The organism is Rhizobium sp. CF142 (assembly GCF_000281145.1).
GTDB lineage: Bacteria > Pseudomonadota > Alphaproteobacteria > Rhizobiales > Rhizobiaceae > Rhizobium.
The window spans coordinates 12,154-33,741 of record NZ_AJWE01000048.1 but is presented as its reverse complement, the minus strand read 5'-3'; the positions used below and the strand labels follow the sequence as shown (position 1 = coordinate 33,741).

General features: G+C 59.8%; 18 protein-coding genes and 1 pseudogene. 11 read left to right on the top strand and 8 right to left on the bottom strand.

What is annotated here, in order from left to right:
- Positions 1–6: 6 nt before the first annotated feature.
- From PMI11_RS12640 to PMI11_RS12625, 4 genes are all read left to right on the top strand, one after another.
- Positions 7–714: a TerD family protein gene (locus tag PMI11_RS12640; RefSeq protein WP_007817429.1), complete on the top strand. Its 708-nt coding sequence runs from the start codon at positions 7–9 to the stop codon at positions 712–714.
- Between the two features lie 13 nt (positions 715–727).
- Positions 728–1,774 (top strand): hypothetical protein, encoded by a 1,047-nt coding sequence (locus tag PMI11_RS12635; protein ID WP_007817426.1) that lies wholly within the window; start codon positions 728–730, stop codon positions 1,772–1,774.
- Complete coding sequence (locus PMI11_RS12630; protein WP_007817422.1) at positions 1,771–2,550, top strand: VWA domain-containing protein; 780 nt, start codon at positions 1,771–1,773, stop codon at positions 2,548–2,550. The genes PMI11_RS12635 and PMI11_RS12630 overlap by 4 nt, the downstream gene beginning before the upstream one ends.
- Positions 2,551–2,778: 228 nt before the next feature.
- Positions 2,779–3,885: a TRAP transporter substrate-binding protein gene (locus PMI11_RS12625; RefSeq protein ID WP_007817421.1), complete on the top strand. Its 1,107-nt coding sequence runs from the start codon at positions 2,779–2,781 to the stop codon at positions 3,883–3,885.
- A gap of 78 nt (positions 3,886–3,963) precedes the next feature.
- Here the strand turns inward: PMI11_RS12625 and PMI11_RS12620 are convergent, their stop codons facing one another.
- Positions 3,964–5,454, bottom strand: coding sequence for a TRAP transporter large permease (locus tag PMI11_RS12620; RefSeq protein ID WP_007817419.1), 1,491 nt, complete (start codon positions 5,452–5,454; stop codon positions 3,964–3,966).
- A gap of 22 nt (positions 5,455–5,476) precedes the next feature.
- On the bottom strand, positions 5,477–6,016 hold the full coding sequence (locus PMI11_RS12615) for a TRAP transporter small permease subunit (RefSeq protein WP_007817417.1): 540 nt from the start codon (positions 6,014–6,016) through the stop codon (positions 5,477–5,479).
- Between the two features lie 319 nt (positions 6,017–6,335).
- On the opposite strand from PMI11_RS12615, the gene PMI11_RS12610 reads away from it, so the two are divergent.
- The 6 genes from PMI11_RS12610 to PMI11_RS12585 all read left to right on the top strand — a co-directional run bounded on the left by PMI11_RS12610 (position 6,336) and on the right by PMI11_RS12585 (position 12,980).
- Positions 6,336–8,639, top strand: coding sequence for a putative bifunctional diguanylate cyclase/phosphodiesterase (locus PMI11_RS12610; protein ID WP_007817415.1), 2,304 nt, complete (start codon positions 6,336–6,338; stop codon positions 8,637–8,639).
- Between the two features lie 143 nt (positions 8,640–8,782).
- A complete protein-coding gene (locus tag PMI11_RS12605) occupies positions 8,783–9,535 on the top strand; it encodes an N-acyl amino acid synthase FeeM domain-containing protein (RefSeq protein ID WP_007817414.1) in 753 nt (250 codons plus the stop codon).
- Positions 9,536–9,700: 165 nt separating this feature from the next.
- Complete coding sequence (locus tag PMI11_RS12600) at positions 9,701–9,925, top strand: aa3-type cytochrome c oxidase subunit IV (RefSeq protein ID WP_007817412.1); 225 nt, start codon at positions 9,701–9,703, stop codon at positions 9,923–9,925.
- 106 nt (positions 9,926–10,031) lie between these two features.
- Positions 10,032–11,180, top strand: a complete 1,149-nt coding sequence (locus PMI11_RS12595; RefSeq protein ID WP_007817408.1) for a Re/Si-specific NAD(P)(+) transhydrogenase subunit alpha — start codon at positions 10,032–10,034, stop codon at positions 11,178–11,180.
- The gene (locus PMI11_RS12590; protein ID WP_007817406.1) at positions 11,180–11,578 is read left to right on the top strand and encodes a proton-translocating transhydrogenase family protein; all 399 of its coding nucleotides are present in this window, start codon (positions 11,180–11,182) and stop codon (positions 11,576–11,578) included. Before PMI11_RS12595 ends, PMI11_RS12590 begins: the two co-directional genes overlap by 1 nt.
- A gap of 7 nt (positions 11,579–11,585) precedes the next feature.
- Positions 11,586–12,980 carry an NAD(P)(+) transhydrogenase (Re/Si-specific) subunit beta gene (locus PMI11_RS12585; protein ID WP_007817404.1) on the top strand — a complete coding sequence of 465 codons (1,395 nt, stop codon included), beginning with the start codon at positions 11,586–11,588 and terminating at the stop codon, positions 12,978–12,980.
- 47 nt (positions 12,981–13,027) lie between these two features.
- On the opposite strand, the pseudogene PMI11_RS37035 reads toward PMI11_RS12585, so the two are convergent.
- The 6 genes and pseudogenes from PMI11_RS37035 to PMI11_RS12560 form a co-directional block, all read right to left on the bottom strand.
- A pseudogene (locus PMI11_RS37035) lies at positions 13,028–13,114 on the bottom strand (DUF992 domain-containing protein); the annotation flags it as partial.
- A gap of 17 nt (positions 13,115–13,131) precedes the next feature.
- Entirely contained in the window at positions 13,132–14,775 is a 1,644-nt protein-coding gene (locus PMI11_RS12580; RefSeq protein ID WP_007817402.1) for a sensor histidine kinase, read from the bottom strand.
- A gap of 211 nt (positions 14,776–14,986) precedes the next feature.
- Positions 14,987–16,060 carry an NAD(P)/FAD-dependent oxidoreductase gene (locus PMI11_RS12575; protein WP_037071252.1) on the bottom strand — a complete coding sequence of 358 codons (1,074 nt, stop codon included), beginning with the start codon at positions 16,058–16,060 and terminating at the stop codon, positions 14,987–14,989.
- 25 nt (positions 16,061–16,085) lie between these two features.
- Positions 16,086–16,952 (bottom strand): tetratricopeptide repeat protein, encoded by an 867-nt coding sequence (locus PMI11_RS12570; RefSeq protein WP_007817396.1) that lies wholly within the window; start codon positions 16,950–16,952, stop codon positions 16,086–16,088.
- Positions 16,953–17,091: 139 nt separating this feature from the next.
- Positions 17,092–17,307, bottom strand: coding sequence for a 30S ribosomal protein S21 (rpsU, locus tag PMI11_RS12565; RefSeq protein WP_003542939.1), 216 nt, complete (start codon positions 17,305–17,307; stop codon positions 17,092–17,094).
- A gap of 179 nt (positions 17,308–17,486) precedes the next feature.
- A complete protein-coding gene (locus PMI11_RS12560) occupies positions 17,487–19,115 on the bottom strand; it encodes an adenylate/guanylate cyclase domain-containing protein (protein WP_007817391.1) in 1,629 nt (542 codons plus the stop codon).
- 299 nt (positions 19,116–19,414) lie between these two features.
- On the opposite strand from PMI11_RS12560, the gene PMI11_RS12555 reads away from it, so the two are divergent.
- The gene (locus PMI11_RS12555; RefSeq protein ID WP_007817388.1) at positions 19,415–21,586 is read left to right on the top strand and encodes a CHASE2 domain-containing protein; all 2,172 of its coding nucleotides are present in this window, start codon (positions 19,415–19,417) and stop codon (positions 21,584–21,586) included.
- Positions 21,587–21,588 lie beyond the last annotated feature (2 nt).

The following is a 21,588-nucleotide window of genomic DNA, read 5'->3' as shown; positions in this document are numbered from 1 at the left end:
CAGCGCATGGCAACCTTTAATCTCAACAAGGGTCAGTCGTTTCAGATCCAGAAAGAGATCCAGCTCGTTCATTCCGGGCTCGTCTGGGATCCGCCGGAGGGCTCCGGCCCGGCCTTCGACCTCGATGTCCATTGTTTTGCGCTGGTTCATCCCGGTGGCGATTCAAACCGGGCGCGGCTCTATAATGACGGTTCGCATGCGCTGTGCTACGCATTCGTGCGCAGCTCCAGCAACCCTGAAGGATCACTGTCCAAAAATGCCGATGGATCCTTCCAGACGGACGACGGCTCGATGTGGCATGAGCGCGACGACCGCACCGGACGTGGAGCCCTGACAAAGCCTGAGCCTGACGATGACGACGGTGATGAAGACCATCATGGTGGCGGGCATCACGACGAGGGTTTTCGCGAGGAGTTCAAGATCGTACTGGCGAAGCTTCCGCGCGAGATTTCCGAGCTCGCCGTCTGGGCAACGATCCATGATGCCGCCCGCAAGAAGCAGGATTTCGGCAAGGTCAAGAACGCCTATATCGAAGTCTGCGATGCGATGGACGACGAACTCTGCCGCTATCAGCTGACGGCCGAATTTGCCGGCAAGACGACGATTCAGGTTGCGTCCTTCCTGAAGCAGGCGGACGGATCCTGGAAATTCTATGCTGTCGGCGCGGGATCAAATGCCGGGCTCGGCGACGTCATCCAGGCCTATCTCGGCTGAGCGGAGGCTCTGCTTGACAAGCGGCAAGGCAGATGAACCGCCGGAGAAAAAGCCGGGCGGATCACCCAGGGTGCTTTTCCCGGAAAGTGCCGCGCCAGAGCCTGTTGTCGCTTCGAAGGATGGGAACCAGCCGAAGATACTCTTCGGCGCGCCCCGCGCTCCCACGCCCAAGGGCAATCGCCCACGGGTTCTAGCCGCTGGGGAGGTGAGGCAACGCATCTCCTGCGGCGTCGCCGACCTCCGGGGCATGGATGCGAATGCGACCGAGGCTGTAGCAAAAGCGGCGTTGCGGATCGTCGACAGCACCAATCTCGACGACCATTATTTCGATGATGTGGTCCGCTTTGGTGCTTTTCTGCAGGCCGAGCACGGGAGACTGGCGGAAAGCGAACTCAAGATCGTCAGCAGTGAAGTTGTGGCAGAGGGGAGACGGTTAGCGGCCGGATTGCTGCAGTGCCTGACGGACCTCGATCCGGACAGGGTGTTTGCTGTCAGCGGCGGTTTTCTGAATACCGTCAGGGCTCTCGCCGCGCCCCGTGATCCTGCCGGCCTTTTTTCTCGCCTCTATCCGGAGGTGCGGGCTTTGGCGACTGAACTTAATGCGCTTGCGCCCGAGATTGTCGCCGTTGCCAGCCAGATACGCGCTGTCGGCAAGGCCTATAAGTCGCTCTCGAATAACCTTGCCGCGCATATTCTTGCCGGTCGATTCCTCGTCCATCACATCGGCAGCCTTCAACTGCCCGACCGCGAGCGGCAGGCTCATTATGCCTCGCAGTCTGAAGCACTGGAAACACGGACATCAAGCCTTTCGGCCACGAAGGCGACCATAGAGATGAGCATCTGGACCGTTGCGGCCGTCTCGCAGGAAATCGAAGCGCTCGCCCGCTTGGCCGAGGGCCTGCTGCAGGAAGACCTACCTGCCTGGCATGCGGCATATTCCGCAGCCCTAACGGCAGCGCGAACCGCTCAATCGGCGGAGCAGGCAAGTACAAGAGTGCCGCTTCGCAATCTTCACACCCGCATTCTTGGAAAACTCAAACTGGAGAGGAATAGGCCGTGACGACATTCAAGCTACAGAAACCGGAGGAGGAGGTTCGCCGTGTCGGTTTCGTTTTGCAGAAGCAGGGCATTCACGAGCGCATCCCGGCGCAGGTCGGCATCAATATCGATGTCTCGGGCTCTATGGGCGACCTTTTCAAATCCGGCGCGGTGCAGGCCGCGCTGGAGCGTATCCTTCCCGTCGCTCTCTATTTCGACGATGATGGCCGTATCGATACCTGGGCTTTTTCCAACAAGCAGAATATGGCGTCGCTGACGCCTGCCACGGCCAAGAATTACGAGGGCTACATTCAGCGCGAGATTGTCGGCAACAAGGATGTCCAGCCGATCCTGTGGGGCGGCACTGATTACGGTCCGGTCATCCGCTCGAACCTCATGGCTTACGGGCTGATGGAGGAAGAAGGGGCGGGCGGTCTGCTCGGCATGATCTTCGGCATGCGGCGCGACGCCTTCGGTGAAGAAACGCGGTCGGGCATTCCGGCAATCAATTATTTCCTGACAGACGGGGAGAATTCCGACCGGGACGCGGCCTGGGATTTGCTGCAGAAGGCCGAACAGGCTGAATCGCAGATCTACTATGTCATGGTCGGTATCGGCGACGAGAAGTTCGAATTCCTGCGCAGTGCAACTGAGCATTTCCCAAATGTCGGTTTCGTCAGTGTCAGGGATCTCGGAGAGTTCGTGGGCAGCGACGACGCTTACGAAAAACTGCTTCCGGCCGAACTCTGCACCTGGCTGAAACATGAGCATGACGACGAGGACGACGATCATCATTGATCGTTTCTCCTGAAGGCAAGCCCGGTCGCTTCATCGCGGAAGCGGCCGGCACGGTGCAGCTAAGCTGCTGATTCCGATGGATGTGTGGCTTGCGCCACAGAAGCGTCGTGATCCCAAAGACTAATAGACTAAAGCTTGAAACGCTTCTTCCGCCATGCTTAGCTTTGCCATTACTGCGGGTAGGGGTGAGGATTGACCACGCAGTGCCATCTATACGGGAGGTTTTTGATGGATCGTCGTTCATTTATGAAGAAGGCGGGAACAGCCGGCGCCGGTGCCGTTGCCGCGACTGCTTTGGCAGCACCTGCAATTGCGCAGGAAAACCCGAAGATTGCCTGGCGTATGACCTCGTCGTTTCCGAAGAGCCTGGACACGATCTATGGCGGCGCCGAAGATATCGCCAAGCATGTTTCGGCTGCCACTGATGGCAATTTCACGATCCAGCCTTTCGCAGCCGGCGAGATCGTCCCCGGCCTGCAGGCCGTTGATGCTGTGGCGGCCGGTACTGTCGAGGCAGCCCACACCACCTCCTATTATTTCGTCGGCAAGGACCCGACCTACGCCATCGGAACTGCCATTCCGTTCGGACTGAACAGCCGCCTGACCAATGCCTGGTTTTACCAGGGCAACGGCAATACGCTGATGAACGAATTCTATGCCACGCAGGGAATGTATGCCCTGCCGGCCGGCAATACCGGTGCGCAGATGGGCGGCTGGTTCCGCAAGGAAATCAATACACTCGACGATCTCAAGGGCGTCAAGATGCGCATTGCCGGTCTCGCCGGTCGCGTCATGGAGAAGGTCGGCGTCATCCCGCAGCAGATCGCCGGCGGCGACATCTATCCGGCGCTGGAAAAGGGAACGATCGACGCGGCAGAATTCGTCGGCCCCTATGACGACCTGAAGCTCGGTTTCCACAAGGTGGCGAAGTACTATTATTACCCGGGCTGGTGGGAAGGCGGCCCGACGGTGCATGCCTTCTTCAACCTCGATAAGTGGAGCAGCCTGCCGAAGCACTATCAGGCAGCGCTCAACGACGCCTGCGCCTTCGCCAACACCAACATGCTGGCAAAATACGACACGAAGAACCCGAGCGCGCTGAAGCAGCTTGTTGCGGAAGGTGCGACGCTGCGGCCGTTCAGCCAGGAGATCATGGAAGCCTGCTTCCAGGCCGCGATGGGCATCTACAGCGAAATCTCGGGCACGAACCAATATTTCAAGAAGATCTACGACGACCAGACTGCTTTCAAGCGAGATGCCTATCTCTGGATGCAGCTTTCGGAATACACGTTCGATACGTTCATGATGATCCAGCAGCGCGCGGGTAAGATCTGAGGAGCCCCCGCCGCTAATGGTTTCCACGAACACGATACAGAACCCCGGATTTCGATCCGGGGTTTTGCTTTTTGCTGGCTATTTGGCAGGCGTCGGCGGCGCTCCCGGCAGGCCATTCAGCGGCGGCAGGGTCAGGCCCGGGATCTGCGGCGAGCCATTGTTGCCGCCGAGCGGGGGCAGGCCGAGCTGACCGCCGAAGCCCGGGACTTCGATCTTGATCGAATTCGGGTCGACCTTCGGGCCGTGGTCCAGCCAGTAGGTGACCGATTGCGGCCAGAAGATCACGATCGCCACCAGGATCAGCTGCATGCCGACCCAGGGAAGCGCACCCATGTAAATATCCGAGGTCTTGACCTCGCGGCTGGCGATCGAGCGCAGGTAGAAGAGCGCGAAGCCGAAGGGCGGGTGCATGAAGCTCGTCTGCATGTTGACGCAGATCAGCACGCCGAACCAGATCAGGTCGATGCCGAGATTGGAGGCGACGGGGGCAAGCATCGGGATGACGATGAAGGCGATCTCGAAGAAATCGAGGAAGAAGGCGAGCACGAAGATGAAGATGTTGACAAAGATCAGGAAACCGACCGGGCCGCCGGGAATGCCCGATAGCATATGCTCGATCCAGCGCGAGCCGTCCATGCCTTGGAAGACCAGGCTGAAACAGGTGGAGCCGATCAGGATCATTACAACCATGGAGGTGATGTGCGTGGTCGATGTCATCGCCTCGCGGATCAGCGGCCAGGTGAGGCGCCGGTTCATTGCCGCGAGCACCATGGCGCCGACGACGCCGAGCGCGCCGGCTTCCGTCGGCGTCGCAAGACCCATGAAGATCGTGCCGAGCACGAGGAAGATCAGCACGATCGAGGGCACCATGCCCATCAGCACCTTGATGAGCAGCGCCCAATTGAAGTCGCCGCGCACTTCCTTTGGCAGCGGCGGCATCGATTTTGGCCGGACGATCGACAGCACTAGGATGAAGAGCACGAAGATCGCCACCTGCAGGATCGACGGGCCGATTGCGCCGCGATACATGTCGCCGACCGATTTGCCGAGCTGGTCGGCGAGAACGACGAGTACCAGCGAGGGCGGGATCACCTGGGTGATTGTGCCGGAAGCGGCAATGACGCCGGTGGCAAGGCGCGGATTGTAGCCGTAGCGCAGCATGATCGGCAGCGAAATCACACCCATGGTGATGACCGAGGCGGCCACTGTGCCGGTGATCGCGCCAAGCACGGCGCCGACGAGGATGACAGCATAGGCTAGGCCGCCGGGAACGCCACCGAAGAGCTTGCCGGTGCCTTCGAGCAGGTCTTCGGCCAAGCCGCAACGCTCTAGTATGGCGCCCATGAAGGTGAAGAAAGGGATCGCGAGCAGCAGATCGTTGGAGACGATGCCGAAGAAGCGCAGTGGCAGCGCCTGCAGGAAGACCTCTCCGAAATGCCCGGTCACAATGCCGATGATACCGAAGAAAAGGCCGACGGCGGCGAGCGAAAAGGCGACGGGGAAGCCGTAGAGCATGAAAATGACCATGCCCAGGAACATCGCCGGCGGGATGATACCGTAGTCAAACAAATTCGTTTCCTCCAGGCGCGCGTTACTGCAGCGGCTTTTCGTATTTCGTATCGATCTCGATCGTGCCGGACAGCGCGGCGATCCTCTTGATCAATTCCGAAATGCCCTGAAGGGTCAGAAGCGCGAAGCCGGCAAAGAGCATCAGCTTCACAGGCCAGCGGATGAGGCCGCCGGCATTGGCGGAAATCTCGCCCTGCTGATAGGCGAGTAGGAAATAGGGCCAGCAGAGAATGGAAAGGAAGATGCAGGCCGGGATGAGGAAGACGATCAGGCCGACGATGTCGATCCAGATCTTCGCCTTGTCAGAGACAGAGCCGTATATCAGATCGACCCGCACATGCTCGTTCTTGCGCAAGGTATGCGATGCGCCGAGCACGACGACGAAAGCGAAAAGATACCACTGGATCTCGAGCCAGCCGTTCGAGCTGTAGTTGAAGGCGTAGCGGACGACGGCGTTTCCGGCGCTGATCAGGCAGCAGAACAACACCATGTATTCGGATAGTTTGCCAATGAACTCGCTGATCGAGTCAATCAGCCGACTGACGGCCAGGAATACCGACATTCGCCTCCCCTTGTTATCTTGCCGTTTTCGGCAGTTCTCCCTCAACAATCGGTGTAAACTAGGGTTTTTGAAATTGGAAGGATAAATGACCCGCCTTGGAGTATAGTCTTATGCGGCCAGACCCTGTGATCCCGTTGGAAAATTCTGACAACTCAGGCGAGGATATATTTTTCAAAAACCTCGCGAGAAAGCTGCATTATCGCGCCTGGGATGAGTAGTTCATCCTAGGGTTTTAGAAAAATTGACCAAATGTTTGAACCGTTTGAAATCAATTTTTAAAGGGTTCGGTTTACATTTCCCGCGCACAGGGAAAGTATGGATGAAGCCACATAACCCGAACAGGGTCCCTAAGGATGTGTATCTGTCGTTTGTGAGTTCCCTCTCGGGGAACCGCATGACGCTGCTGGCTGGCGTCATCGTACACTCCGCCACTTTCCTGGCTGTCGCCGCCAAAACCGGCTCCCCCGTCTATATATTCCTGGCTGTCGCCGTCATCGTGGTGTTCTGCGCCCGCATGGCGATTTTCCGCCTGTTCGACAAGGTAGACAAGGAGAAGCTCTCCTTTGCCGAGATCGAGCGCTGGGAGAAGATTCTCGTGGTTGGCGCAGCCGGCATCACCACGCTTCTTGGCATCGGCAGTGGGTATGCCATCTTTTTCACGCGTGATTCCTTTGCCGAGCTCGCCTGTATCGCAGTGACCATGGCGACGATGGTTTCGGTCGTCGGCCGCAACTATGGCTCACGCATGGCGGTCGACCTGCAGACCTTCTCATGCTGCCTGCCGATGATCATCTGCAGCATCATGACGCTGGATTTCTATCGCGGCATCCTCTCGGTCTTCCTCATTCCTTTCTGGCTGACGACGCGAGCCATGGCGACTGGCGTGCGCGAGTTCCTCTATGAGAACGTGATCGCGCGCCGCGAGATCGCTTCGATTGCCGATCGCTTCGATACGGCGCTGAACAACATGCCGCACGGCCTCGTCATGGTTGACGAGGAGAATCGGATCCAGGTCATCAACCGCAAGGCCTGCGAACTTTTGAAAATTGGCGCACCGGACCGGCTAAAGGATCGCGATCTCGGCGCGGTGTTACGTTATGGCGCACGCTACAGCTTCATGGACGCTTCGCAGCCGGAGTTGATCCTTCGGCAACTGACACAGGTGGCCGAAGGCAGCCTGTCGCGCACGCTTATCCATTTCCCCGAGGGACTGTCGCTGGAATTCTCAGCAAGCCGGCGCGCAGATGGCGGTGCGGTACTGATCTTCGAAGACGTTTCGAGCCGTGTGAAGGCCGAGCAGAAGATCCTGCATATGGTGCGCTTCGACGCGCTGACCGGTCTGCCGAACCGTGAATATTTCGGCCATCGCGTGCAGGACTATCTCGCCAGACATTCGAAGAAACGCGGTCCCCTCGGCTTCATGATCCTCGATATCGACGAGTTCAAGCATGTCAACGACATGCGAGGCCATGTGACCGGCGACCACCTGCTCTGCGCCATCGCCATGCGGGTCAAGGAGATGGCCGGCAACGCCATCGTCGGCCGCCTCATGGGCGACCAATTCATCCTCTTCTTCCCGCATGCGCGTGACCGGCAGGTGCTGGATGCCGACATCCGTAAGCTGCATGCCGCGATCCAGGGTCAATATGAAGTCGATGAGGTGACCTTCCTCGTCTCGCTCAGTGCCGGGTACGCCGTCCTCGAGAGCGACGCCTTCGCCATGGACGAATGGAGCGTCAAGGCTGACCTTGCGCTGTTCGAAAGCAAGTCGCGCTTGAAGGGCGGCATCTCTGGTTTCGAGCGCGAAATGGACGGTCGCTATATCGAGCAGCAGAAGCTCAAGGCGGATCTGCGCGAGGCCGTGGCTGCAAATGCGCTGCACCTCGCCTTCCAGCCGATGTTCAAGGCTGATGGCACGCGCATCGAATGCGCAGAAGCACTGGCTCGCTGGGTGCATCCGGAAAAGGGCTCCATTCCGCCCGACGTCTTCATCCGCCTCGCTGAAGAGATGGGCATTATCTCGCAGATCACGCGTTTCGTGCTCTTCAAGGCCTGTGAAGAATGCATGAGCTGGCCGGATCATATCGCCGTTTCGGTCAACCTGTCGGCGCGCGACCTGCGTGACGCGGACATCCTCTCGGTCGTTTCGGACGCGCTGGCGCATTCCGGTCTTGAGGCATCGCGCCTGCATCTGGAAATCACCGAAAGCAGCCTGATCGACGAGCCGGCGGTCGTGCGCGCCATCCTCGCCGAATTGCGCAGCCGCGACATCACCATCGCCATCGACGATTTCGGCACCGGCTTCTCCAGCCTCAGCTATCTCGACACGCTGCCGCTCGACATCGTCAAGATCGACCGATCCTTCGTGCGTAACATCGTCGAAGATACGCGCCGTCTGAAATTGTTGCGCGGCACGGTGCATCTTGCCCGCGAACTTGGCCTCAAGATCGTCGTCGAGGGTGTCGAAACCCCGGAGCAACTGGCGCTTCTCAACAAGCACCGCAGTACGGATCTCGTACAGGGTTACGTCTTTTCCCCGCCGGTCCCCTCGAAGGAAATCGGCATCCTCTCCCATGCTCTCAACCGCCGCACGGCACCGCGTCGCCGCAGCAAGGTCGCCTGATCAGGGCGCTGCCTGACGGTGTGACCAAGGGCATATTCGCGGCCGTTAACCTTAATGATTCAAATACGTCCAAAATTCTTATCAAATCTTGCGCTTTGACGAATGTGGTATGATTAATGACCCGTTAACAACGGGGTGCATCCATGGCGTCTGTCGCTTTGAGTACGAGTGACTTTTCGAAGAAGGTTCTCGAAATTCTTGATAATGTCGAATATCGCCGCGTCGAAAGCACTGAGGACATGGAGGATGTCGAGCGGCTGCGTTACAAGGCCTACAAGGCGCACGACACCCTTGCGCTGGCCCCGAAGGGACTGCTCGACGACACGGATTTCGACAGCCATGCTCATGTTTTCGGGCTCTATTATTATGGCGAGCTCGTCAGCACGATCCGTATCCACCATGTGACGCCGGAACATCGCGTCAGCCAGTCGGCCGGAGCCTTCCCAGAAGCAATCGATGCGCTTCTGGATGCAGGTCTAAGCTTGATCGATCCGGCGCGTTTTGCCGCCGATCCAGATCTGACCGCCGATCTGACCTGGATTCCCTACCTGACGCTGCGGCCAAGCATCGTCGCGGCCGCGCATTTCCGCGCACATCGGGTTCTGCAGTTCGTCCGCCCGCCGCATGCGGCATTCTATAAGCGTGTCTTCTATGCAGACACCGTCGTGCCGGGCCAGAAGGCCAAAAATTACGGGATCGACATGACGCTGATGGCGACCAACGTCGTCGAGGTCGGCCGCAAGCTTCTCACGCGTTATCCCTTCTTCATTTCCAGCGCCAGCGAGCAGCGGATGATGTTCGCGCGCGGCCCGGAAAACACGCTGCCTTCGCTCACCATCGTTCCCACCGCCCGTTTCGTGCCTGAAGGCCAGCTCGGAACGGATCTGCCGCTTTGATTCTTCCATAGGGAATGCCCTCTCCACATCAGGAGAAGGGCGTCCCTGCGGCATTCTCATGCATTGCGCTTTCGCCCGTCATTGTGTAATCCCTGCGGGTGGGGATTTGCCTCGCTGAGGCGAGGGAATCAGGCAGCGCTGAGGCATTTCAGGGAGACGATATTCATGGCTGAACATCATACCGGACCGGTCGAGACCGGCGCGCCGATGGACTACAAGGAACATGAAAAGACCTACAACATGTTCATTGCCGGCACGAAATACGGCTCGATGCTTCTGATTGCCCTGATGCTTGCGATGGCTGCCGGTTTCTTCGGCGGCGCCGGTTTCCTCGGCGGCATCCTCGTCTTCCTCATCATCCTCGTCGCCGGCATCTTCCTGCTCCGCTAAGCGCGGCTTGCGGGAAGACACGGTCTTCCGAACTTTGTGATGTAGATGCTTGGCCCGTGCAGGCAAGCAGCCTGCCACGGCCCAGCTGACCCGGAGGAGGGGGCAGTTGGCCAATATCGTTTTCGTAGCCAAGGAAATCACGGGCGATGAGACGCGCGTTGCCGCGTCTGTCGAAACCGTGAAAAAGATAAAGTCACTCGGCTTCGATGTCATTGTCGAAGCGGGCGCCGGAGCACTTTCTCGCATTCCGGATAGTGAGTTCGAGGCCGTGGGCGCCGCAATCGGCACGTTCGCGGATGCAGCGTCCGCCGATGTGATCCTCAAGGTCCGCCGGCCGAGCGAAAGCGAAATTTCCGGCTATAAGACCGGTGCCGTCGTCATTGCCATCATGGATCCCTATGGCAATGATGAGGCGGTCGCCGCGATGGCCCGTGCCGGTCTTTCCACCTTCGCGATGGAGCTGATGCCGCGCATCACCCGTGCGCAGTCGATGGATGTGCTTTCGTCGCAGGCCAATCTTGCAGGTTATCAGGCGGTCATCGAGGCAGCCGTCGTCTATGATCGTGCCATGCCGATGATGATGACGGCAGCGGGGACTATTCCTGCCGCCAAGGTTTTCGTCATGGGTGCGGGCGTTGCCGGCCTCCAGGCGATTGCGACGGCGCGCCGTCTCGGTGCCGCCGTTTCGGCAACCGATGTTCGCCCCGCAGCGAAGGAACAGGTTGCATCTCTCGGCGCGAAGTTCATCGCCGTCGAGGATGACGAGTTCAAGGCGGCGGAAACGGCCGGCGGCTACGCCAAAGAAATGTCGGCCGACTATCAGGCGAGGCAGGCTGCACTCGTTGCCGAGCACATCGCCAAGCAGGACATCGTCATTACCACGGCTCTCATTCCCGGCCGCCCGGCGCCGCGGCTCGTCTCGCGCACCATGCTGGCCTCGATGAAGCCGGGGGCGGTTGCTGTCGATCTCGCAGTCGAGCGCGGCGGCAACATTGAAGGTGTGGTTACAGGGCAGGTCGCCGATGTCGAAGGTGTGAAGGTGATCGGCTTTCTGAACATGGCGGGCCGTGTGGCGGCCAGTGCTTCAGCGCTTTACGCCAAGAACCTCGTGACCTTCCTGGAGACGATGGTGAGTAAGGAAACGAAATCGGTCGTGCTCAACCTCGAGGACGAACTCATCAGGGCGACGATGCTGACCTATGCGGGGGATGTCGTACATCCGGCATTCGGCGGCGCCAAGAAGGGGGATAACTGATGGCCAGTGAAGCAATGGACAAGGCTCTGGAGCAGCTCGACCAGGCCGTCACCGCGGTCATTACCGCTGCTGCCCAGGCGCCTGAAGCGGCAAGTGCGGCCACCGGCGGGGCGATCGATCCCTTCGTCTTCCAGTTCGCGATCTTCGTGCTGTCGATCTTTGTCGGCTACTACGTCGTCTGGTCAGTAACGCCGGCGCTGCATACGCCGCTGATGGCCGTGACCAACGCGATCTCCTCGGTCATCGTCGTCGGCGCGTTGCTTGCGGTCGGCATCTCGACCAGCGGGCTTGCGACCGGCTTCGGTTTCGTGGCCCTCGTGCTCGTCTCGGTGAATATCTTCGGCGGCTTCCTCGTCACGCAGCGCATGCTGGCGATGTACCGCAAGAAGGACAAGTGAGGCACCGATGACCAATCTTGCAGCCTTCCTCTATCTCGTCTCCGGCGTGCTGTTCATTCTGGCGCTGCGCGGGCTCTCGCATCCGGCCACCAGCCGCAAGGGCAATCTCTACGGCATGATCGGCATGGGGATTGCGATCCTCACGACGCTGGTGCTAGCAACGCCTGACTTCGGCGGCTTCGTGCTCATCATCCTCGGTCTCGCCATCGGCGGCAGCGCTGGCGCCTATATTGCCCGCACCATTGCCATGACCTCGATGCCGCAGCTCGTTGCCGGCTTCCATTCGCTGGTTGGTCTTGCCGCGGTTCTGGTTGCGGCATCGGCGCTCTATACGCCTGGCTCTTTCGGTATCGGCGAGATCGGCCATATCCATACGGAAGCACGCATCGAAATGGCGATCGGTGTGGCGATCGGCGCGCTGACCTTCACCGGCTCGATCATCGCCTTCCTGAAGCTCGATGGGCGTATGTCCGGCAAGCCGATCCTGTTACCCTTCCGCCATCTGATCAACATCGCGCTGGCTGTCCTGATCGTGCTCTTCATCATCGGTCTGGCGGTGACTGAGAGCCACCTGGACTTCTGGGCGGTCGTTGCGCTCTCGCTGTTACTCGGCATCCTGCTGATCGTGCCGATCGGCGGCGCAGACATGCCCGTCGTCGTGTCGATGCTGAATTCCTATTCGGGCTGGGCTGCCGCCGGCATCGGCTTCACGCTCGGCAATCTGGCGCTCATCATTACCGGTGCGCTGGTCGGCTCATCGGGTGCGATCCTGTCCTACATCATGTGCAAGGGCATGAACCGCTCTTTCCTCTCCGTTATCCTCGGCGGTTTCGGCGGCGAGACGGCAGGCGGCGCGGCGGATACGTCGGAGAAGATCGTCAAGCTCGGCTCGGCCGAGGATGCGGCCTACCTGATGGCGAATGCCTCCAAGGTCATCATCGTGCCGGGCTACGGCATGGCGGTGGCGCAGGCACAACATGCGTTGCGTGAACTTGTCGACAATCTCAAGAAGAACGGCGTGGAAGTGAAATACGCGATCCATCCGGTCGCCGGCCGCATGCCGGGTCATATGAACGTGCTGCTTGCCGAGGCCAATGTGCCCTATGATGAAGTCTTCGAGCTTGAGGACATCAATTCGGAATTCGCCCAGGCCGATGTCGCCTATGTCATCGGCGCCAATGACGTCACCAATCCGGCGGCACGCGACGACAAGTCCTCGCCGATCTACGGCATGCCGATCCTTGACGTCGACAAGGCCAAAACCTGCCTCTTCGTCAAGCGTTCGCTCGGTTCGGGTTACGCCGGCATCGACAACACGCTGTTCTACAAGGACGGCACGATGATGCTGCTTGGGGACGCCAAGAAGGTGACCGAAGAGATCAACAAGGCAATCGCCCACTAACTGAAAAGCCCGCTTCAGCAGGCTTTTCTTTTATCCTCGGCGAACCGTCAGATTTCGCCCGGCACCAGCGTCATCTTCTCGACGGCGACGGCGAGATTGAGACCGTCTTGGGCCTGCAGGTTCAGCGGCTGCAGTGATTGTTTCGGTTGCGCTACTCGCGCTCCATCGTCCCACGCTGGGCCGTGAGGATCCAGACGAGACCTTCCGGGCGGAAGTCGACATCGACCTTGCCCCGGAAAGCGGAGGCGGCATGCGCCTTGATGACGGTGGTGCCGAAACCGGTGCGCGACGGCGGACTGACTGGCGGGCCGCCGCTTTCAGTCCAGGTGAAACGCAACATGTTGTCCTCCGCCGGCTGCCATTCGAAGAGCACACGGCCCTGTGGCACGGAGAGCGCTCCGTACTTCACCGAATTGGTGGCGAGTTCATGCAGCGCCAGGCCGAGGTTCTGTACGGCATCGGGCTTGAGGATGAAATCCATGCCGTCGATTTTCACCTGCTCGCGAGCCTGTGGAAAGGCCTGGAGATGAATATCGATGACGCGATGCAGCGAGACGCCGGACCATTGCTCGCCCGTCAGAAGCTCGATCGAGCGCACGAGTCCTTCAAGGCGGTGAGCGACGGCCAACCGGAATGTCTCGACGCTGTCGGCCTGCTTGGAGAGCTGGCGCATCATTGCGAGAACAAGCGTTAGCAGGTTCTTGGTGCGATGAACCAGCTCATGCATGACGAAGCGCAGCCGGTCTTCGCTCTGGCTACGGTCGAAAGAGGCATTGGAAAGCGCAATCGCCACCTGGTTGGCCTCGATGACACTGGTTTCGACGGGAGAGACGATATGGCCGTCGCCGAGCCGGTTCGCCATGTCGGCTATTTCGCGAATCGTCGAGCGGACCTGCCGGGCAACGGCATAGGTGGCAAGCACGGCAACGAGCAGCAGCACGAGGCCGCCGATCAGCAGGAAGCGCCAGGTGCTGAGGATCGGTGCCTGGGCGGTGGCGATCGGCCCCCATACCACAGTCTTCCAGGACCAGCCGGGAATCTGCGCATAACCCAACAGGGCGTGCGGGAGGATATCGCTGTCTTCGAAAACCCCGCTGGATGCGACGAGCGAAGGCAGGATGCGCGGGTCGAAGGGTTCGCCAGGCTGCAGATTGGCCGGGCCGCGGCTCGCTACGACATGACCACCCTGATCGATGACCGCCGCCGACCAGCCGGAGGCAAGGCCCTCTGTCGTGACGAGTTTTGCAAGATCGGTGGCATTCTGGGTGATGATCAATGCGGCGACAGGATCCTCGTCACGCGGCAGGGTGACGTTGTAGACCCACATGCCGCTCGTTGCGCCCATGAAGACGTCGGAGGCTTCGATCCGGCCAGACTTCATCGCGGCTTCCAAAGCCGCGATGTTTGTCGTCTTGCCGAGCGGCGTGCCGAAGGAGCGACGGGTATTCAGAAATTGCTGTCCGGCCTTGTCGACGGCGATCACATAGAGTGTATCGCCGCGCAGCGCTGTTTCCGTACGATTGTAGAAAGATTCATAGTCGCCGCTCTCCAGCTCCGGCGAGGAGGACAGCAGCCGCAGCGTCGTTGCCATATCCTGAAGCTGGCGGTCGATGGTGCGTGAGAGGGCGAGCGCATCCTGCGCGGTTTCGCGCTTGAGTGTAGACCGCTGATTGTCTTCCAGCTGCATGAGAAGAAGGGCAACGAAGGCGAAGATCGGCAGTGCGATCGCCACGGCCATGGCGATGAGATATGTTCCGATCGAAGCTTTCGGAAAAAGACGTACGGCAAACCTCATCGATGCCGCCTCCGAACTGCCGGGGCTGGATGCTGGGGAAGCTCGGTTTCGCAGAGTCTAACGAAAGCAAGAATCCGCATCGCTCGCACACGCCCCTCACATTTCGTACCGCCCAATAGCCCGCTATCAAAGCGGGATCATGTTAGGGGGCGGGGCATTTGGTTGCAACCTACTAAAATAGTCAGGTGCAAAATCGTCAATTTTTTAAGGATTATTCTGCGTCGGTGAAGCGCTGCAGCCGGAAGGGCATGAGGCTTTCGTCACTCTTGCCTGACAGAAGCTCGTCGGCAGCAAGCAGGCCCGCAAGCGGAGCAAGCGTGACACCGGAGTGCATGACCGTGACATAGAGACCCGGCAGGCCGGCATTGCCGATGATGGGAAAACCGTCAGCCGGTGTCGGGCGATAGCCGACCGTGAAGAAATCGAGCTTCAGATCGGCATTGTCTATGATCATCGCTTTTACGCGTTCGAAGAGTTCCGCTGCGCTTGCCTGATGATCTTCACCGGGATCGCCACCACCGAAATCCGAGCCGGCGATTATACGGCCTTCGGCCGTCTGGCGCATATGCAGATGCGGTGTCATGACGAGGCCGTTCAAGCGTTTCGAGACAGGACGGGAGTGCACGATCAGGCCGGCTGGTGCGGACAGCGGCAATGTGATCCCCGCTGAGGCGGCGATCGGAACTGAGCCTGCACCCGCGGCCAGCACGACATGATCGGCTTCGAGCATGCCTTCCGACGTGACAAGCCCGACGATTCGTCCGGCACTCTGCAGCAGACCGTTGACCGTGGCATGAACGAACGTCGCGCCATGTGCTTCGGCATCAGCAAGTAGCAAACGTGCGGCGGCAACAGGCTCCACCGCACCTTCTTCTGCGATATAGAGGGCGAAATCCGGATATTCGCCAAGGCCGGGTTCGAGCCGCGCGCTTTCTTCCCGGTTCAGCCGGCTGATACCGTAGCCCCAACGGCCGTGTTCATCGGCATAGGCTTCGAGATCGGCCGCCGGCCTATCCCAGCAGAGGCCGCCGCACCAGGCGAGTGGCAGGCGGGGCAGTTCCCGTGCCAGCCGCTTCCATTCGGCCATCGCTCTGCGGCGAAAATGGAAATAGAATTCGGGATTGCCCCAGCTCGCATTGATCCAGGCAAAGGAACAGGGTGTCGCCACGCCGCCGAGTTCTTCGCCGACGATGGTGACTGCTGCACCCTTGTGTGTGAGATGCCAGGCAATCGAGGCGCCGACAATGCCGGCACCGACGACGATCACATGCGGTTTCGCTGTCATCATCGCCACCTCTTCTCGTTATCCGTCAGCCGGTAGTGCCGCCGACGCGGGCAAGTCCATCCCGGGCCGGCTGGTATTTCGGATCGAGGCCGACAGCGTGGCGGTAGGAGCGGATGGCCTTGTCTTTCTCGCCGCGGCGCTCGTAGACGAGAGCCTGGTTCGCCCAGGATTCGGCGAGGTTGCCGTTGAGTTCGATCGCGTGGTTGAAGTCGGCGAATGCGTTGTCGTTGTCGTTCAGCGCGATGTAGGAAATGCCGCGGCCGTTATATGGCTCGGGCGAGTTCGGCGACAGCGAGATCGCCTTCGAGAAATCGTCGATCGCCTTATCCTGCTGATTGCGCTTCTGGTAGATCAGGCCGCGATTGTGATAGGCGCGACCATCCGTCGTGCCGAGCTGAATCGCTCTTGAGAAATCATTGAAGGCCTGATCGTCCTGGCCGGCCATGCGGTAGACATTGCCGCGACCGATATAGGCGACGTCATAGCTCGGATTGATCTGCAGGGCGGCGTTGTAATCGGCGATTGCCTGCGGCTGCTGACCCATATTGCGGTAGACCAGTGCGCGGTTGGCATAGGCCTGGAAGAAGCGCGGGTTGATCTGCAGCGCTGTGTTGAAGTCGTCGAGTGCCTTGCGGAATTCGCCGCCGCGGCCATAGGCGGAACCGCGGACATTGTAGCCTTCCGGATCGCGCGGATTGGCGTTGATGACGGCCGTCAGCGAAGCGATATTTTCCTGTGAGCCCTGCGCCTTGTCGATGCGGATCACAGCATCCGAAGTGTTGGTCGTTTCGCAACCGGCAAGGCCGAGCGCTGCGGCAAGTGCCAGCGAGGCGAATACGACCGATTTCTGCGAACGCAACGAGCGGGACGGATTGAACGTTATGACAGCCATTCGGGCTCGCTTTCCCCATGCTTCATATCCGGCAAAGCGGATATGCAATCTTCAGCAGCAAATTAAAAAAGGCGGCGGCGAAACTCATCGCCCCCGCCACACATGCACCTGAAAACGTCGAAAAAACGACGGCACCGCCTCAGCGTGCTGCAACCAGACCTTCGCGCTGAGCGCGCTTGCGGGCCAGCTTGCGAACACGACGAACAGCCTCGGCCTTTTCGCGCGCGCGCTTCTGCGACGGCTTTTCGTAGTAGTCGCGCATCTTCATTTCGCGAAAAATGCCTTCGCGCTGCATCTTCTTCTTGAGAGCGCGGAGAGCCTGGTCAACATTGTTATCGCGGACAAGTACCTGCACGAGAATCACGTTCCTTTGGTTTGGTTGATGCCGAAAGGCGGCGCAGCGCCTGGGGCAAAAATATAACGTTCGCGCGGCCGCGGCCTTGCGATTGGTGTTGCGAAATATCAGATCGACGGAATGAAGTCCAGACGGGATATGCGATCGGGCGGAAAAATCCCGCCCTCGCCTATACGGAGCTAGGAGCGCGCCTTCTCGGGTTTCGTTTCGTCCAGAGCAGCGATCGCTTCCTTGAGCGCTGCGATAACACGGGAGCGGTCCGCCGGCTCAAGCCGAGCCATGTCCAGATGCAGGTCCAGTCCGGCCAGATGTTCGCTGAGAACGCGGCTCTTGTGATCGGCGCCGAGCATCAGCCCGTCCACGGCGTAGGGTACGATTTCCCGCTGGATGCCCTTCATGGTGATCGGCGGCAAAGGATGGGCATCAACGATATCTTTCACCAGCGCATAGGTTTCGTAGCTGATGACAATCTCGCCGCCCTGGGCGATCGATTGCAGGCGTGCGGCAAGGTTCGCTTCGGCACCGATGATCGTATAGTCCATGCGGTCACTGCTGCCGAAATTGCCGACGTTGCAATAGCCGCTATTGATTCCCATGCGCACCACGAAGGGCTCTTCCGTGCCGTTCCGGCGCCATCGGTCCTTCAGTTCTCCGAGCCGCTGCTGCATGTCCACTGCCATGCGCAGGCATGCCTTGGCATCCTCCTCCGGCCCCTTGGTTTCGGGATCGCCGAAGAAGACCAGCATGGCATCGCCAATGAACTTGTCCACCGTGCCGCCATGTTTGAGCGCGATCGTGGACATTTCGGTCAGATATTCATTCAGCATTTCCGTCAGCGCTTCCGGCTGCAGACGCTCGGTCGTGGCGGTGAAATCCTTGATGTCCGAGAAGAAGATCGTCAGGCGCTTTCGCTCGGTATGGACGACCACATCCTTCTGGCCGCTGAAGATGCTCTTGTAGATTTGCGGCGACAGATAGCGGGAAATCTTCAGGGAAACGCTGGCGAGGAATTCGTTAGCCGCTTCAAGATCGCGGTTGGCGCCGTGGATGACGCGCGTCTGCTGGCGCTGCAGAACAATGAAGCTGATGCCGATGATGGCAACGAAGAAGAAATAGCAGAGCAGATATTTGAAGGCGAGAACGTTGCTCGCATAGGGCTGGCGGATGATGACTTCCTGAATGCCGCGCACATCGCCTACCTTCCAATCCTTCTTCGGGCTTTCTGGATGCGTGTTGTGACAGGCGACGCAAGCCTGGCCCATGATGACTGGCGTGATGAGCCGCAGCGTATCGGTAAATCCGACGCGGGTGAGGTCGGTCAGCGTCTGGGCGGAATTTGCACGCAGGGATGTAAGTGAAGCCTGTTCGAAAGTGTCGAGTTCGTGGGATGCGCGATTCTTGAAGGGAAGGTCGGAGAGAAAGCGATAGGTGATGTTGGCCTGCTGCTCCTTGATGACGTCGCCGAGCTCCAGCGAAAGCGTGGCGGGCAGCGGAATGGCGCCTGGAATATTAGCATAGTTGTGTGAGACGACCGTGCCGCTGACATCGCCCGCCTGATGGGCGGCGAGCACCCTGCCGACGACATTCGCTGAATAATAGGAGCGTATGCTGGTGACGAGCGAACTCATGTCCCGCGCCTGCCGGCGTAGCGCACTTTCGGAGAGGTCGCTGATATCAAGCCAGACGGCGAGCGGCAGCCCGGCCAGCATCGCCAGCACGACGGCGATCAGCCAATGGCCGCTTCTACGGGCGGCAGAGGCCGAATTTTCGGCAGTTCTTGCCGTGGTCTCTCCTTGCGGATCTGCCATGGCTCATCCTCTCGACAATGATCGAATTATCAAATCCCTGAGGGAGAAAAACACTTCGTCGCATGTGCGGCAAGGCCGAAGCTGGAAAGTCTGGCCGCAACGGTTGGCCAAATCTGGAAGTAATTGCCCACTGTATTGCTGTTACACCGGAGCGAAAATCCTTGGGGGGTACCGACAGCCATATTTCACACGGTTTTTCAGCTTCTGAGCATGAACGAATAGTCTTTGGCGTCAAACAAGCGTAGCCTGCCGGCGGACAGGAAGGCTTTGAAGCGCTTGTAGGGGACTTCGACGGAAGCATGACGCGTTTGCAGCAGATCGGTGTCCTGATCGGCCTCGTCATCGTGGCTGCACTCACGATGTTCCGGGCAAGCGATCCGCCGGTGCTCAGGCAGGTCCGCGACGTTACCTTCGACGAATACCAGCGCATTGTGCCGCGCAGCTTTGAGGCCATGCCCGTCAGAGTCGTCGATATCGACGAGGCTTCCCTGCGGGAGTTCGGCCAGTGGCCTTGGCCGCGCGACAGGCTGGCAATGCTGGTCAAGCGTCTCTCGGATATGGGAGCGGCGGCCATCGCCTTCGACGTCATCTTTGCCGAGCCCGACCGGATGTCGCCGCGCAATGTGATCCAGGAGGTGGAGGGCGTCGATCCATCGCTTGCGGCGCAGTTGCCTGACAATGACGAGATATTCGCGCAGTCGATCGAGGGAAAGCCTGTCGTTCTCGGCTTCGGGCTTTCCAACGAAGGCAGTTACAAGCCGCCGGTAAAAGCCGGCTTTGCCTTTACCGGCGAAAGTCCGCTGACTGCACCTCCGCATCTTGGCGCTTCGACGCCGCTCCGGCCGGCGCTGGAGGCGAATGCCGCGGGGCTTGGCCATGTCAGTCTCAATCCAGGCAGCCCGTCATCAGTCGTGCGCGCAGTGCCGCTGTTCCTCAGCGATGGAGAGCAGTTTTACCCCAATCTTGCGATCGAAGCGTTACGGGTCGCGCAAGGCGCCTCGACCTATGTGCTGGCTGGCGCGCCCGACCGCGCGGGGATCATCACCTCGGCGAAGATCGGCGATTTCATCGTTCCGCTGACGGCTGCCGGCGAGATCTGGCTTTACGTGACGCCGAACCGGGCAGAGCGTTATGTCTCGGCCCGAAAGGTCCTTGCCGCCGGCGGAGTGGCCCCTGATATCGCTGCTCAGATCCAAGGCAGCATTATCTTCATCGGCACCTCGGCGGTCGGGCTGCAGGATATCCGCACCACCTCGCTCGGAGAAAATGTGCCGGGTGTTTCGCTGCAGGCGCAAACTGTCGAGCAGATCCTTTCGGGCCGCTACCTGTCACGGCCGGACTGGGCAGACGGGCTGGAGATTCTCTCCATTGCCGTGCTCGGCTTCCTGCTCGTCATCATCACGACCTTCGTCAGTCCGGCCGTGGCGCTGGTCTGCGGCCTGGCGATCACCGCGATGGCGCTTGCCGCTTCGTGGTTCAGCTTTCTCTACGCCGGCCTGCTGTTCGATCCGCTGGCGCCTATTATCGGCGGCTCCATCACGCATTTTGCGGCAACATCGTTCCGCATCCTCGTCATCGACAGGGAGCGGCGGGAGGTGCGGCGCGCCTTCGGCCATTACCTCTCGCCTTCGCTGCTCCACAGGATCGAGCATACGCCCGATGCGCTGAAGCTTGGCGGGGACGAGCGCGAGCTCACCATGATGTTCGTCGATGTGCGCAATTTCACCGAGATCAGTGAAAGGCTGACGCCGACCGCCGTCGTCCAGTTTCTCAATACGCTGCTCGACGCGTTGAGCCGTCATGTTGTCGGGAACGAGGGAACGCTCGACAAATTCATCGGCGATTCCATCATGGCATTCTGGAATGCGCCGGTCGATGTTTCGGATCATGCAGCAAAGGCGCTGCGAGCGGCCCTTGCCATGCGGGAGACGCTAGCCGAGCTCAATGCCCGTGACGCCTTCGGTTTCGGCAGCGCTCAGCAGGTGAGGATCGGCATCGGCATCCATACCGGTCTCGCCTGTGTCGGCAACATGGGCGCGAAGACACGCTTCAACTATTCGGCGGTGGGCGACGCGGTGAATGTCGCGGCGCGCATCGAATCCTGCTGCAAGGACGTCGGCTTCGATATCCTGATCTCCGACACCACGGCACGGGCGCAAAGCGGGGCGGCGCTCTTGGAGGCAGGAGCCATTCCGCTCAAAGGAAAGAGCAGCCGAACGCAGATATTTGCCGTGGTCGGCGATGAGAAGATCGCTGCCTCGCCGGAATTCGGCGCCCTGCATCTCGTCCATGAGGAGGTAATGGGCGCCTTGCGCGAGCGTTCGAGGAACAGCCGCAAGCTGATCGGTGCGGCAAAACTCTCCGGGGTACAGGTCCTGGCCGGCCTCACGGAATTCTACGAGCGGATATCGGCCAGGAACGATCATTTTCGGGAGGATATCGGCCTGCCTGAACAGCAAGCCGTCGAATAGTC

Bases quoted from the DNA above. Each gene is read 5' to 3' on its own strand.
- PMI11_RS12605 (WP_007817414.1), top strand. From the start codon at position 8,783: ATGGCGTCTGTCGCTTTGAGTACGAGTGACTTTTCGAAGAAGGTTCTC.
- PMI11_RS12610 (WP_007817415.1), top strand. From the start codon at position 6,336: ATGAAGCCACATAACCCGAACAGGGTCCCTAAGGATGTGTATCTGTCG.
- PMI11_RS12640 (WP_007817429.1), top strand. From the start codon at position 7: ATGGCAACCTTTAATCTCAACAAGGGTCAGTCGTTTCAGATCCAGAAA.
- PMI11_RS12625 (WP_007817421.1), top strand. From the start codon at position 2,779: ATGGATCGTCGTTCATTTATGAAGAAGGCGGGAACAGCCGGCGCCGGT.
- PMI11_RS12600 (WP_007817412.1), top strand. From the start codon at position 9,701: ATGGCTGAACATCATACCGGACCGGTCGAGACCGGCGCGCCGATGGAC.
- PMI11_RS12575 (WP_037071252.1), bottom strand. From the start codon at position 16,060: ATGACAGCGAAACCGCATGTGATCGTCGTCGGTGCCGGCATTGTCGGC.
- PMI11_RS12590 (WP_007817406.1), top strand. From the start codon at position 11,180: ATGGCCAGTGAAGCAATGGACAAGGCTCTGGAGCAGCTCGACCAGGCC.
- PMI11_RS12585 (WP_007817404.1), top strand. From the start codon at position 11,586: ATGACCAATCTTGCAGCCTTCCTCTATCTCGTCTCCGGCGTGCTGTTC.
- PMI11_RS12560 (WP_007817391.1), bottom strand. From the start codon at position 19,115: ATGGCAGATCCGCAAGGAGAGACCACGGCAAGAACTGCCGAAAATTCG.
- PMI11_RS12555 (WP_007817388.1), top strand. From the start codon at position 19,415: ATGACGCGTTTGCAGCAGATCGGTGTCCTGATCGGCCTCGTCATCGTG.
- PMI11_RS12580 (WP_007817402.1), bottom strand. From the start codon at position 14,775: ATGAGGTTTGCCGTACGTCTTTTTCCGAAAGCTTCGATCGGAACATAT.
- PMI11_RS12615 (WP_007817417.1), bottom strand. From the start codon at position 6,016: ATGTCGGTATTCCTGGCCGTCAGTCGGCTGATTGACTCGATCAGCGAG.
- PMI11_RS12570 (WP_007817396.1), bottom strand. From the start codon at position 16,952: ATGGCTGTCATAACGTTCAATCCGTCCCGCTCGTTGCGTTCGCAGAAA.